Raw genomic sequence first — 13355 nt, 5'->3', positions numbered from 1 at the left:
GTCAGTTGGTGGGGCCGCTCTAGGTATGTTCCTCGCGGCCCAGGTGGCGTATGCAGCCGATCCATATTATGGCGGAGGCTATGGTGGATACGGCGGATACAAGGACCCCTATCCCCCTCAGCCCGTCGCGCCCATCGCATTCTGGCAGGGCTTTTATATCGGCGGCAATGTCGGGGGCGCATGGTCTACAATCGACACCGCCAGCAATGTGGTCTTCGTCAACAGCACCAGAACTGTCTTGTCAGACCGAAGCGTGGAAGGGTCCGGTTTTCTCGGCGGTCTCCAGCTCGGCTACAACATTCCCATCGGTAATTTCCTCTGGGGCATCGAAGGTGACATCGGCGGCCTCGGCAACGACGCCAGCAAGAGTTTCGCAATAAACGACATCACGCCGAGCGTTCTGTCTGTGTCCTCAGACGGCGGCTGGTACGGCGACGTGACGGTAAGGGGCGGCTTCCTCTATGGCAACGCGCTGATCTACCTGAAAGGCGGCTTCGGCTTCTATACGGGCGAAACCAATGTCACGCTCGTCACGGATGGCATCAGCGCGCTGCGCCAGTCGAGCGGCACGTTCACCGGATGGACGCTCGGCGGCGGCCTCGAATATCAGGTCAGCCCGCGCTGGTCCATCAAGGCGGAATACCTCTATTTCGACTTCGGAGACAGCACGCTCAACTTCGACGACACCCAGTTCAACAACGATATGTCGGTCAACACTTTCAAGATCGGCTTCAACGTTTTCCTGAACGGCGTCGGGCCGCTTTACTAGAAAAGCAGCGATATGTGCTTAGCCTGGCTCGTCACCATCGATCTTGGCGGGTCCGGCTCGCACGAGGCAGAACGCGGCCAGCGCGGCAAGCATGATCACCGCAGACACTACGAAGGTTCCGGCACCCAGCGCTTCGATAAGCAGGCCGAAAAGCAGAGGCGAAGCGGCCTGCGCCATTCTCGACGGCACGCCGAGGATGCCGAGCCGGTAACCGTAATTTTCCGGCCCGTAGAGCGCGAGAGGCACGGTTCCTCTCGCAATCGTGAGAATGCCGTTTCCGGCACCGTGGAGGAGGGCGAAGAGCGCGATGCCAGGCAAGCCAAAAAACAGAAGCGCTGCGCCTAGCGGGTGCAGCCCGGCCGACAGCCTCGCCGAGGTCAGCGGATGAGCGCGCTTGAACAAGGTCGCCTCCGCGATGCGCGCGGCAACCTGCGCCGGCCCGATGAGCATGCCAGCAGCGATCGCCTGCGTCCCGGTTGCGCCGAGATCCTGCAAGAGGCGCGGAAGGTGCGCGGCCATGCCCGTGGAGATGGTCCAGCCCGCCGCGAAGGCGAAGCCGAGCAGGATCATCGTCCGGTCGATTCCAATGCGTGGCGCGTGATCGGCCGGGGAGGGCAGGTCGCCCGCCCTAACGCGCGGAAGCATCGCGTTGAGCGGCACGCCGATGAACAGATGCGCGAACGCCCATATGACGCAGGTCTCGCGCCAGCCGACTGCGGCGAGGCCCCATGCGGTCAGCGGCCATCCGACCGTGCTTGCGAGACCCCCCATGAGTGTGACGCCGGTGATCGCTGGTCGGGCGGTGGCTCCATAGATGCGCGCAAGTGTCGCGAAAGCGGCGTCGTAGAGTCCAAAGCCCATGCCCGCCCCCATGAACGCCCAGGCGAGCCAGACCCAAACCCAGTCCGACGCGCCCGCCATGACGAACAGGCCTGCGGCAAAGAACGCGTTCGACAGCATGAGCACGGTGCGGCCGCCGAACCGGTCGATGGAGCGTCCGACCCTCGGACCGGCCAGCGCGGAAATGAGGAGCGAGAACGAAAAGGCGGCGAATACGCCATTTGCCGACATGCTCGTGCTCGCGGCGATGGGTCCGGCAAGGATCGCCAGCAAATAATAGCTCGAAGCCCACGCCAGCGTCTGCGTCGTGCCGAGCGCGAGGATCACGCCGAGTCGGGAGGAACCGGCGCTCAATACGGGCGCCAATTATGGGAGGTTTCGATCACGATGAGAGGTCCGTCTGGCTTCGCCGGCTTGGCCGATCGGATTTCAAGGTCATACATTCGCCAGAGGCTGGTGCGTCGTCAAGCGCGCCACCGAGCCAGCGAACACCTGTTTTCAACCGTCGCTGGTCTGCCGCAGCCGATCCGTCTTGATTTTGGCGGGCCAAGCGGCCATTCTCCGGCAAATTCACAGATCGCTGCGTTTCCTTTCGTAATCTCAAGACGCACATCCGGCTTAGATGGCGTTTTGAAAGCGCAGCGGCTTTTCATTGGCAGGAGTTATGTCGAAAGAAGAACTACTGGAATTTCCTGGTATCATAAGCGAACTTCTCCCCAATGCGACGTTCCGGGTGAAGCTCGACAACGGCCACGAAATCATAGCGCACACCGCCGGGCGCATGCGGAAGAACCGAATCCGCGTGCTCGCTGGAGACAAGGTTTTGGTCGAGATGACGCCTTATGATCTTACCAAGGGACGCATCACTTATCGCTTCAAATAGGGGATCGATCCTGTCCTCGAAGCAACAGCCTGAAGAACGTGGCCATCCCGCCGCCGTGCAATCGGCTGCGCGAAAGCTTCTCGTTCTGGCCAGCGCATCGCCTCGCCGCCTTGCTCTTCTGGAGCAGGTTGGCATTGAACCGGATGCGCTCCGTCCCGCGTCCATCGACGAGACACCAAAAAAAGGTGAGGCTCCCCGCTCCTATGCGCAGCGGCTTGCGCGGCAAAAGGCCCTGACCGCCAGGGAGAGGCTGGAGCGAGAGCCTAACCTGGGCGGAGCGTTCGTGCTTGCCGCCGACACCGTTGTCGCCGTCAATCGGAAGATCATTGGCAAGCCGGAGTATCTCAACGAGGCCGCCGCCGCCCTGCAAACGCTCTCTGGCCGCTCGCATCGCGTCTTCACCTCGGTCTGCCTCATCACCGATACGGGCTCGGTGAAAATGCGCACCGTCGAAACGCGCGTTCGCTTCAAGCGCCTGTCGGCGGAGGAACTCGACAGCTACCTCGCCTGCGGCGAATGGCGCGGCAAAGCGGGCGGCTATGCGATTCAGGGGATTGCGGGTGCATTTGTGCAGAAGATTGTCGGCTCATACACCAACGTCGTGGGGCTTCCGCTGATCGAGGTGGTGCAACTTCTGACCGGGGAGGGGTTTCCCGTTTATTTCAACTGGCTCAATCGCGCGGAAGTCGATTCGCTTTGAAAATGACGGAAGATCGCGACGAAAAGGCGGAGGGCGCTCCCCCATGCGTTATTTGCGGAATGCGTCCGCAGGTGCCGGAATACAGACCGTTCTGTTCGCGGCGCTGTGCAGATGTCGACCTTCACCGCTGGCTTGGGGGCGTCTATGCGATTCCGGTTAAGCCCGAGGAAGAGGAAGACGAGGGCGACGCAACGGGCTGAAGCCCATTCGGCAGATTGCAAACTCAATCCGATCAGGCTTCTTTGGAGTTCAGAGACGGTCCAACCCGATCGGACCGCCTCTTAACATGGTGTAAGGACGTTCATGCCGCTTTTGCGAACAATCGTCGCCGAAAGCTTGGGCGCGCTTTGGATTTCAAAAGCGATGGCGCGTTGGGCATAACGAAAGCGATCCTGAAGCGGCAAGGCTCCCGCAGCTCATGCACGCTCTGTCAACCGATAAGAGATTATCGTGGGCAACGGTCGCAAGGGCGGCCAAGCGTTCGCGCTCCACAAGTTCTGCTCAAGTCGGCTGTGCTTTTCTGAACCGAGCAGTTGACGCACCGCAAAGCCTCGCTATGATCCAGCTTCCCGATGCGAGTGCCCCAGTGGCGGAACGGTAGACGCGGCAGACTCAAAATCTGTTGCCTGCAAGGGCGTGCTGGTTCGAGTCCGGCCTGGGGCACCAATCGAGCGAATTGATTATGTACGCATCATTGTCGAAGAAGACGCTTATCCTTTGCGGAATGGCGGCGTTTCTGTTCGGTGCGCAAGGCGCCGTAGCCGGCCCCGCGCTCCTCACCGAACCCGCGACAGGCCTCGTGCTCTACGCCGAGGACGCGGATCTCCCGTGGCGGCCCGCCTCGCTCACAAAGCTGATGACCGCCTATCTCACCTTCGAGGCGATCCGCGACGGTCGGTTATCCCCCGAAGACATGTTGACGTCCACGGCGCTCTCGCGCAGCCAGCCTCCCAGCAAATTCGGCCTTCCGCTTGGCGCGCAGATCAAGGTCGATCTCGCCATCAAGGCGCTGATCGTCAAATCGGCGAACGACGTCGCCATCATGCTCGCGGAGAAGATCGGCGGTTCGAGCGAAGCGTTCGTCGATCAGATGAACCGCACGGCGAAGCGGCTCGGCATGACGAACACGAAATTCGTCAATCCGAACGGCCTGCCGCAGTTCAACCCGGACGGCACCGAGACGCCGGAACAGGCGGTCACGACAGCGCGCGACATGGCGCTTCTGTCGAACATGATCCTCAAGGAATTTCCGCAATACGCCCCCATCTTCTCGATGACCGAAGTACGCGTGGGCAAGCGGCTTCTTACCTCGCATAACGGCATTCTCAAGAGTTACGACGGGGCGGACGGCATGAAGACCGGCTTCGTCTGCGCGGCTGGATATAATGTCGTCGCAAGCGCGACGCGGAACGGCCGCCAACTCGTCGCTGTGGTGCTCGGCGAGCGCTCGTCTGGGGCGAGAACCATTCGCGCCGCAGCGCTGTTCGAGCACGGCTTCGAAATTTATCCGTGGAAGGCGGTGCTTGCGCCGACGCTCGCCACCTGGCCGGTAGAGACACAGGAAGGCGCGCAACCCGCCGACATGCGCGGTATCGTGTGCAGCGGTCGCAAACCCACCCTAAGCGCGAAGCAGAAGCCCAAGCGGCCCGCATCGCAGCCCGGTCACGGCGCATCGACCGCGAAGCCGAAAGCCGCGCACGCCCCGAGCGAGAAGAAGAAGCCCGCGCCGAAGGCTGCGCATCCGGCTGCGGCAAGCCCCGCCGCCGCTCGCACGAACGGGTAAACGCTCGGTGACCGGCCGGTGTTGCCGACGCCGAACGCAAGGCAGCCGGCCCATCCGTCGGCATCCTGAGCGCACCCTGTGGAAGCTTAACCCGCACGTTGGCGCGAGCCCGCCACGATATAGATACCTCCGCAGAATGAAATATGGTGAAACTTGGGCGTGGCCTTTGGCACGGTACCCGTGGTGCGTTGCACGCGCTTCCGCCAGGCAGACCGTGCCACGCGAGGCGCGCCGCTAATCACACACCCGCGCGTATGCCTCCGAGCCGCGCGGCTAGATCGGGCTAATGGCGCAGAGAACTGATCGAAAACATACAGCGTCGTGCGGCGTCTGATTTACGGCGCGATTCTGTAGCGCCTGCGTCGGTGCGGTTGCGGCACGATGTTTGCCGCCCTCGCTGTGCGATCGCTTCACCGGTTCCATTGAAGGGTTTTCCACCGCGAGTGCAATCAGAAGTGGAAAACCCGCTACGCCTCGGTGCCACCGGTATTTCCATCTGAGTTGATGCTTGAGACATCAGCCTTGGGGGTTTAAGTTTCATATAAGAGCCTTTCGTGGTCCTTCATCGCGAAGGGACGGCCTAACGGATTTGGCGCGTTTTCACGCGAACCGGGTTTCGCGCGAAAACGCTCCCAGGAGTTCGAAGGGGAGAGTTCGTGCTCACCGGAGCCCAGTTGCGCGCCGCGCGCTCGCTTATCGGCATCGACCAGAAGACATTGGCCGATCAGGCTGGCGTGTCCCTGCCAACGGTTCAACGCATGGAAGCGAGTCCCGGAATCGTTCGCGGCGTGGTCGACAGCCTCACGAAGATTGTCGAGGCGCTGGATCGCGCGGGCGTCGAACTCATCGGAGAGGGAGCCGTTTCAAGCGGCGGCGGGCGCGGCGTGCGCCTGAAAAAGCCGCCGGAAAGGGCCGAGGAATGACCGGCGCGGGCTGGCAACTTCAGGCGCTTTTCGTGGCGCTCGCGATCTACGCGGGTGCGGCGCTCGCTGCCGTTTTCCTGCCCCGGCACCGGCTTGGCTTCGTCTACGCCGCCTCCGCGGCCGCTGCTTCGCTCGCGATCGCCGCCGACATCTCCGCCTTCTTCAATGAAGTCGTGCTGAAGGAGCAACTGCCGGTCGGTCTTCCCGGCGTCGGCCTGCATATCCGCCTCGATGGGCTTTCCGCCTTCTTCGGCTTCATCGTGAACGTCGGCGTGCTCATGGCCAGCATCTACGGCGCGGGCATCAAGCGCGCCGATCTTTCAAAGCGCATCGAGCCGCTCTACCCCGCATTCTGCGCCGCGATGAACGCCGTTCTCCTCGCCGACGACGCGTTCGGCTTCCTCTTTTTCTGGGAATTGATGTCGCTCTCGTCGTGGGCGCTCGTCGTGTCGCGGCATGACGATCCGGACAATCGCAAGGCAGGCTACGTCTATCTTCTTATGGCGGCGGGCGGAACGATGGCGCTCCTGTTCGCCTTCGGCGGCCTCGCAGGCGCGTCCGGCGGCTATGCGTTCGACACGATGCGGGCGAGCCATCTGACGCCGCTCGTCTCGGCGCTCGTACTCGGCGCGGCTCTGTTCGGCGCGGGGTCGAAGGCGGGCATTATGCCACTGCACGCCTGGCTGCCGCTCGCCCATCCCGCCGCCCCGAGCCACGTTTCCGCGCTCATGAGCGGCGTCATGACGAAGGTGGCGATCTATGCGCTCATCCGCGTGGTGTTCGACCTGCTGGGCGATCCGCAGTGGTGGTGGTCGCTGCCGTTCATCCTGCTCGGCGCAGGCTCAGCGGTCGGCGCGTTGCTCTATGCGGTGCAGGATCAGGATCTGAAGCGGCTGCTCGCCTATTCCACCATCGAGAACGTCGGCATCATTTTCGCCGGCGTCGGCCTCGCCATCGCGTTCAAGTCGTCGAATATCCCCCCAGCGGCAGGCATCGCGCTCGCCGCCGCGTTGATCCACGCGCTGAACCACTCGTGGTTCAAGTCGCTCCTGTTCCTCGGCGCGGGCGCGGTGCTGCACTCGACCGGCACGAAGCAACTCGACAGGCTCGGCGGCCTGATCCATCGCATGCCGAAGACCTCGGCCTTCTGGCTCATCGGTGCGCTGGCGATCTCGGCGCTGCCTCCACTCAACGGATTCGTCTCCGAATGGCTGCTTTTCCAGGCGGTGCTGACCGGCCCGGTCTTCCCTGAGCCGATCCTGCGTTTCCTGTCGCCCGTGCTCGGCGCGATGCTGGCGCTCGCGGCAGGGCTTGCCGCTGCCTGCTTCGTGCGCGCCTACGGGACAGTGTTCCTCGGGCGCCCGCGCAGCCCCGAGGCCGCCAACGCGCATGAGGCGCCGTTCGCGCAGACGCTCGCCATCGGCCTTCTTGCCGTGCTGTGCATTCTCGGCGGACTTTTCGGCGGTCTGACGGCCTTCGCGCTGAACCCGCTGCTCGTCGAATATGCCGGAGCCGCCGCCGCGATCAACACGCAGACCGGCCCCACGCCCTTCTCGCTCATCGCATTCGATCAGGGCCGCGCGATCTACGACGCTCCGACGATCGCGTTCTTCGTTGCGGTGTCGGCGTTCGCCACCATGGCGGCAATTCACCTATTCGCGTCCAAAAAGACGCGCCGCTCGCCCGCCTGGGACTGTGGCTTCCCCGATCCTTCGCCCGCCACGCAGTACACCGCGTCGAGTTACAGCCAACCGCTGCGCCGGGTCTATGGCGGCGTCGTCTACAGCTCAACCGAGACCGTCGACATGCCGCCGCCGGGGAGCTTGCGCGAAGGGCATTTCCACATCCGCTTCTCCGACTACATCTGGCGCTTCCTCTATGTCATGCCCGCCAACGCGCTCTGGTCGCTTTCGGAGCGTTTCGACCTCATCCATTACCTGACGATCCGCCGCTATCTCGTGCTGATGTTTTCCACGCTGATCGTGCTGCTCGTCATAACCGCGACGTTCATGTGATGCCCGCAACCCTTCAATCCTTCGTCGCTCAGGGCGCGCAAATGTTCTTCGTGCTCGCCATCGCGCCCGCGGTGACGGGCATCACGCGGAAGGTGAAGGCGCGCCTGATGCGGCGGCGCGGGCCTTCCATCTTCCAGCCCTACCGCGACCTGTTGAAGCTCGTGCGCAAGGAGTCGGTGCTCGCGCCGAACGCCACCTGGTTCTTCCGTTCCGCGCCCTACATGATTTTCGCATTTACCTGGGTCGCGGCGGCGCTGGTGCCGACGCTCGCCTCGGGGCTGATGTTCAACTGGGCCGCCGACGTGGTCGCCCTCGTCGCGCTGATCGGCGCAGCCCGCGCGCTGCTTGCGCTTGCCGCGATGGACGCGGGGACAGCCTTCGGCGGCATCGGCTCGTCGCGCGAGATGATGATCGCGTCGCTTGCCGAGCCAGCCTCGCTCCTCGTCGCGCTCACCATCGCATTCGCCGCGGGCACGACGCGGCTGCCCGAAGTGGCGCAGTTTCTCATCACGCAGCCGCTCGAAATCCGCGTCTCCTTCGCGCTGGCCTTCGTCGCGCTCGTCATCGTGGCGATGGCAGAGAACGCCCGTATCCCCGTCGACAACCCCGCCACGCATCTCGAACTCACCATGGTGCACGAGGCGATGGTGCTCGAATATTCCGGCCGTCACCTCGCCATGATCGAAGCGGCGGGGCACCTGAAGCTCACGCTCTATATCTCGCTCATCATCTGCCTGTTCCTGCCCTTCGGCATGGCCCCCTTCGATGGAAGCGCCGACGCGTGGGCCATCGGCATCGGCAGCTATCTCGCGAAGCTCGTGCTCGCGGCGGTGGCACTCGGCGTTTGGGAGGTCAGCATCGCGAAGATGCGCGTCTTCCGCGTGAGCGAGTTCCTCGGCGGCGCGTTCACCTTCGCCTTCCTCGCGATCCTGCTCGAATTTCTGTCCCGGGAGGTGCAGCGGTGACGAACGCCTATGACGTCGCACACTTCCTCGCTGGCATGATGCTCGTGTGCAGCTTCACGCTCCTTTATCAGGATCGCATTCTGGCGGTGCTGAACACGTTTGCGGTGCAGGCGATCATGCTGTCGCTCGCCGTCGCCTGGCAGGGCTATGTCCGCAACGCGCCGGACCTGTTCATCACGGCGGCCATGGCGTTCGGGCTGAAGGGCATCATCATCCCCGTCGCGCTGAACCGCATGGTCGAGAAACTCGGCATCAAGCGCGATGTCGATCAGGTGGTGAATGTCGGGGTTGCGATGTTTCTCGGCCTCGGGCTGACGAGCCTCGCGCTGCTGCTCGTGCTGAAGGTTACGCCGGGCGCCGCATCCTTCACGCGCGAAGGGCTGGCGCTCGCGCTCGCGATCATCCTGCTCGGTTTGCTTCAGATGATCTTGCGCCGCAACGCCGTGACGCAGATCGTCGGCTTCATGTCGATCGAGAACGGCCTCATCCTCGCGGCGACCGGCGCGCGCGGCATGCCGCTCGTGGTGGAGGTCAGCGTTGCGTTCTCGGTGCTTATCGCGCTGTTCGTTTTTGCAGTGTTCCTGTTCCGCATCCGCGAGCGTTTCGACAGCGTCGACGTGGAAAGCCTCGACAAGGTGCGAGCGGCGAGGGCGCATCGATGAACGAGGCCGTTTACGCCGTCGTCGGCATTCCGTTCCTCTCCGCGATCCTGCTCGCGCTTATCCCGAGCTATCGGGTAACCGCGCTCGGCAACGTGCTCGCCTCGGGCCTCACCTTCGCGGCGGGGCTCTCTTTTCTCACGCTGCCGCCGGTCACCGAGACCTATGTGATCCTCGACGACCTGAACAAATTCTTCATCATCCTGAACACCCTCGTCGGCTTCACCACGTCGCTTTTCAGCCGCAGCTACATCGGCCACGAGATCGCGACGGGGCATCTCACGCCGCTGTTCGTGCGTTTCTACCACGCGATGTTCCAGGGGATGATGGGCGCGATGAACCTCGCGCTGCTCGCCAACAACATCGGGCTGATGTGGGTTGGCCTCGAATTCGCAACGCTCATGACCGTCATCATGGTGGGCATCTATCGCACGCCCGCCGCGCTCGAAGCCGCGTGGAAATATTTCATCCTCGGCATCGTCGGCATCTCGCTCGCGTTCTTCGGCACGATCCTCGTCTATCTGACCGGGCAAGGCGTGCTCGGCGAGGGCGAGGCGGCAATGACGTGGAGCGAACTCATCAAGATCGCGCCGCAGCTCGACGCGCCGCTGCTCAACATCGCGTTCATCTTCCTGCTCGTGGGCTACGGCACGAAGGTCGGCCTCGCGCCGCTGCATGCGTGGCTGCCCGACGCCCACGCTGAAGGGCCGACGCCGATTTCCGCCGTGCTGTCCGGCCTCCTCCTCAACGTCGCGCTGTTCGCATTGCTCCGCTTCAAGATGCTGATCGCGGCGAACCCGAACGCGCTTGCGCCCGGCCCGATCCTCATCACCATGGGCATCGTCTCGCTCATCTTCGCGGCGTTCATGCTTTACCAGCGGCAGGATATCAAACGGCTCTTCGCCTATTCGTCTATTGAACACATGGGCCTCATTACCTTCGCTTTCGGCCTCGGCGGCCCGCTGCTGAACTTCGCGGCGCTGTTGCACATGGTCATGCACAGCCTCACGAAATCGGCGATCTTCTTCGCGGTAGGCCACGTCACGCAGGCGAAAGGCACGCAGGAACTGTCCGCCATTCGCGGGCTGTCGGTTTCCAACCCGTTGCTCTCGTTCGCGCTCGCGGCGGGAGTGATCGCGATTTCCGGGCTGCCGCCCTTCGGGGCGTTCATGAGCGAATTCCTGATCCTCACCTCCACCTTCGCGCGCGAGCCGCTGCTCGCCCTTGCTGTGGCATTCGGCCTGCTTGTCGCGCTGGGCGCGCTGCTCATGCGCCTTCAGGACATCCTTTTCGGCGAACCTACCACGCCCAACCTTCCGGTCAGCACGGCGTCGGCGCCGATCTTCGTCCACCTGTCACTGATCCTGATCGCCGGGATGTTCCTGCCGCCTGCCGTCGTCCTCTGGTTCAAGCGTGCCGCGGAGATGCTCGGATGATCACAATCAACGAGAGAAGCCGCGATGCGGAGCCGGTTGCGCTCGCCGACGCGATCCGCGCTGCATTGCAGGTTCGCGCTGACGGCTTCGCGCGCATCGAGGCGGACGCAGCGCTGTGGATCGGCCTCGCGAGAGGATGCGCGGCGGGCTGGCATGATCTCGGCGCGCTGTGGGTGGACGATCACCATGTCCGCATGGCGCTGTGGGATGCGCAGGAAAATTGCCGCGCCATCGTGTCGCTCTCGCTCAAGGTGGGGGCTTACCCGTCCGTCGGCCTCCATCACCCGCCCGCGCTCCGCCTCGAACGCGCGATGCGCGACCTCTATGGCGCGATACCGGAGGGCATCCCCGACGAGCGGCGCTGGCTCGATCACGGCGTCTGGCCGGGGCGGGAGCACGAGCCGGGCTATCATTTCCTGCCCGTCGAGGGCAACGGGCTCCATCAGATCCCCGTTGGCCCTGTGCATGCAGGCATCATCGAGCCGGGGCATTTCCGCTTCACCGCCAACGGCGAGACGGTCGCGCGGCTCGAAGCGCGGCTCGGCTATGTGCACAAGGGGGTCGAAGCGCTGGCGCAAGGCGCGCCGATAGAGAAGGCCGCGAAGCTTGCCGCGCGCATGTCGGGCGACAGCACCGTCGCCTACAGCTTTGCCTTCGCCCGCTCGGTGGAGGCCGCGCTCGGCTGGGACGTGGCGCCCCGCGCACAGCTCCTGCGCGGCGTGATGGCTGAACTCGAACGCCTTTCGCACCACGTGAGCGATGTCGGTGCCATCTGCAACGACGCAGCCGTCGCCGCGCTGCTCGCCCGCTGCTCGCTCATCCGCGAAGACATGCTGCGCACGCAGGCCGCGCTTTTCGGCCATCGCATGATGATGGACGCCATCGTGCCGGGTGGCGTCGCACGCGACATCGATGCGGCGGGCGCAACGGCGATCCTCGCGCTGCTGGAGCGCATCGAGTTGGGCTTCCATCGCGTCGTCCGCGCCTACGACCAGTCGCCGTCCATTCAAAACCGCACGCACGGCACGGGCATCGTGCAGCCCGATTTCATCCGCCAGTTCGCGGCGGGCGGCTTCGTCGGCCGGGCGGGCGGCCGCGCTTTCGACGCGCGCAGGGCATTCCCGTACCCGCCTTACGACGCCGTCGCCTTCAAGGTGCCGACGCGCGAGGAAAGCGACGTGGACGCGCGCATCTGGATCCGTATCGAGGAGATCGCCGAGAGCACCGGCATCATTCGCCAATTGCTCGGGAAGCTCGAAGCCGGGCCGATCCACGCCGCGCCGCCGCCATTCCAGCCGGGTGCGGGGGCGGCGCTCGTGGAGGCTTTCCGCGGCGATCTGTTCCTTGCCGTTCGTATCGAGGAGGAGGGCCGCATCGCACACATGCACGCGCGCGACGCCTCGTGGTTCCAGTGGCCACTGCTCGAAACCGCGATCGATGGCAACATCGTCGCCGATTTCCCGTTGTGCAACAAATCGTTCAACTGCTCTTATTCGGGCGTGGATCTGTAGGGACCGCCGATGCACATTCTGCTTCTCGACGCGCTCCTGAAAGGCCCCGCCACGGAACGCGCGCCATCCCCGGATGAAGCGGCGGTCGCCGATCTCGCCCGCGCGCTCGGCACCCGTGCTCGCGCGCGCCTCGGCCGGTCGCTCGCCATCCGCGAGGTCGATGCGGGCTCCTGCAACGCCTGCGAACTGGAAATCCAGGCGCTCGGCAACCCGGTCTACGATGTGGAGCGCTTCGGCCTGAAATTCGTTGCCTCGCCGCGCCATGCCGACGTGTTGCTCGTGACCGGCCCCGTCTCGTGGAACATGCGCGAGGGGCTGGAGCGCACCTACGCCGCGACGCCCGATCCGAAGTGGGTGGTTGCGGCGGGCGATTGCGCGGCGGGCTTCGGCGTGTTCGCTGAGAGCCGCGCCTGCGCGGGAGCCGTAGCCAAGATTATCCCCGTCGATCTCGTGATACCGGGCTGTCCGCCGACGCCGACCGATCTTCTCAAGGGGCTGCTGGCGCTGGTAGAAGGCACGGCCCGCCCCACGCGATGACGAACGCCATCACCATCGACACGCGCGGGCTTTCCTGTCCGCTGCCGGTTTTGCTCGCGAAAAAGCAGTTGCGCGCCATCGCGCCGGGCGCGCTCGTACGCATCCTCGCCACCGATCCGCTCGCGCCCGAAGACTTCCGCGACTTCTGCCGCGTCTCGGGCTGCGTCTGGGTCGGGTCGCGTGAAGCAAAAGACGGCGCGCTCGAAATTACGATCCGGCAGGCCGAAGCCTGAGGCAGTCGGCCATTCCGCCGCCGTCCGCCTAAACCATCGCGCGCAAAAACACACGCGGCACGACGCGTTTCTCTGCGCCCACCTTCCCGCCGTCCACCTAG

Annotated in this window: 14 protein-coding genes and 1 tRNA gene; 14 read left to right on the top strand and 1 reads right to left on the bottom strand. The window is 64.2% G+C overall.

Annotated elements, in window-relative coordinates; all coding sequences use genetic code 11:
- Positions 1–25: 25 nt before the first annotated feature.
- Entirely contained in the window at positions 26–769 is a 744-nt protein-coding gene (locus T281_RS07955; protein WP_052037253.1) for an outer membrane protein, read from the top strand.
- 18 nt (positions 770–787) lie between these two features.
- Here T281_RS07955 and T281_RS07950 read toward each other — a convergent pair whose 3' ends face one another.
- Positions 788–1963 (bottom strand): MFS transporter, encoded by a 1176-nt coding sequence (locus T281_RS07950; protein WP_037236946.1) that lies wholly within the window; start codon positions 1961–1963, stop codon positions 788–790.
- Positions 1964–2273: 310 nt separating this feature from the next.
- On the opposite strand from T281_RS07950, the gene infA reads away from it, so the two are divergent.
- The 13 genes from infA to T281_RS07885 all read left to right on the top strand — a co-directional run bounded on the left by infA (position 2274) and on the right by T281_RS07885 (position 13254).
- Positions 2274–2492, top strand: coding sequence for a translation initiation factor IF-1 (infA, locus tag T281_RS07945; RefSeq protein WP_013417974.1), 219 nt, complete (start codon positions 2274–2276; stop codon positions 2490–2492).
- A complete protein-coding gene (locus T281_RS07940) occupies positions 2452–3192 on the top strand; it encodes a Maf-like protein (protein ID WP_155955161.1) in 741 nt (246 codons plus the stop codon). Before infA ends, T281_RS07940 begins: the two co-directional genes overlap by 41 nt.
- Positions 3193–3194: 2 nt before the next feature.
- Positions 3195–3392, top strand: a complete 198-nt coding sequence (yacG, locus tag T281_RS07935) for a DNA gyrase inhibitor YacG (RefSeq protein ID WP_013417976.1) — start codon at positions 3195–3197, stop codon at positions 3390–3392.
- A gap of 380 nt (positions 3393–3772) precedes the next feature.
- Positions 3773–3858, top strand: a tRNA-Leu gene (locus T281_RS07930).
- Between the two features lie 16 nt (positions 3859–3874).
- Positions 3875–4975, top strand: coding sequence for a D-alanyl-D-alanine carboxypeptidase family protein (locus T281_RS07925; protein WP_052037252.1), 1101 nt, complete (start codon positions 3875–3877; stop codon positions 4973–4975).
- A gap of 656 nt (positions 4976–5631) precedes the next feature.
- A complete protein-coding gene (locus T281_RS07920) occupies positions 5632–5898 on the top strand; it encodes a helix-turn-helix domain-containing protein (RefSeq protein ID WP_037236944.1) in 267 nt (88 codons plus the stop codon).
- Entirely contained in the window at positions 5895–7913 is a 2019-nt protein-coding gene (hyfB, locus tag T281_RS07915) for a hydrogenase 4 subunit B (RefSeq protein WP_037236943.1), read from the top strand. The genes T281_RS07920 and hyfB overlap by 4 nt, the downstream gene beginning before the upstream one ends.
- Positions 7913–8878 carry a respiratory chain complex I subunit 1 family protein gene (locus tag T281_RS07910; RefSeq protein WP_037236942.1) on the top strand — a complete coding sequence of 322 codons (966 nt, stop codon included), beginning with the start codon at positions 7913–7915 and terminating at the stop codon, positions 8876–8878. Before hyfB ends, T281_RS07910 begins: the two co-directional genes overlap by 1 nt.
- The gene (locus tag T281_RS07905) at positions 8875–9540 is read left to right on the top strand and encodes a hydrogenase-4 component E (protein WP_013417983.1); all 666 of its coding nucleotides are present in this window, start codon (positions 8875–8877) and stop codon (positions 9538–9540) included. The genes T281_RS07910 and T281_RS07905 overlap by 4 nt, the downstream gene beginning before the upstream one ends.
- Positions 9537–10973 carry a hydrogenase 4 subunit F gene (locus T281_RS07900; protein ID WP_037236941.1) on the top strand — a complete coding sequence of 479 codons (1437 nt, stop codon included), beginning with the start codon at positions 9537–9539 and terminating at the stop codon, positions 10971–10973. Before T281_RS07905 ends, T281_RS07900 begins: the two co-directional genes overlap by 4 nt.
- Entirely contained in the window at positions 10970–12484 is a 1515-nt protein-coding gene (locus T281_RS07895; RefSeq protein ID WP_037236938.1) for a hydrogenase large subunit, read from the top strand. The genes T281_RS07900 and T281_RS07895 overlap by 4 nt, the downstream gene beginning before the upstream one ends.
- A gap of 9 nt (positions 12485–12493) precedes the next feature.
- On the top strand, positions 12494–13021 hold the full coding sequence (locus tag T281_RS07890; protein WP_037236935.1) for an NADH-quinone oxidoreductase subunit B family protein: 528 nt from the start codon (positions 12494–12496) through the stop codon (positions 13019–13021).
- Positions 13018–13254 (top strand): sulfurtransferase TusA family protein, encoded by a 237-nt coding sequence (locus T281_RS07885; RefSeq protein WP_037236932.1) that lies wholly within the window; start codon positions 13018–13020, stop codon positions 13252–13254. The genes T281_RS07890 and T281_RS07885 overlap by 4 nt, the downstream gene beginning before the upstream one ends.
- The last annotated feature ends 101 nt before the right edge of the window (positions 13255–13355 follow it).

Origin of the sequence: Rhodomicrobium udaipurense JA643, assembly GCF_000636015.1 — a bacterium.
In the GTDB taxonomy this organism is placed as follows: Bacteria; Pseudomonadota; Alphaproteobacteria; order Rhizobiales; family Rhodomicrobiaceae; genus Rhodomicrobium; species Rhodomicrobium udaipurense.
The sequence above is the reverse complement of the archived record's forward strand: the minus strand, read 5'-3'. Positions and strand labels throughout refer to the sequence as shown.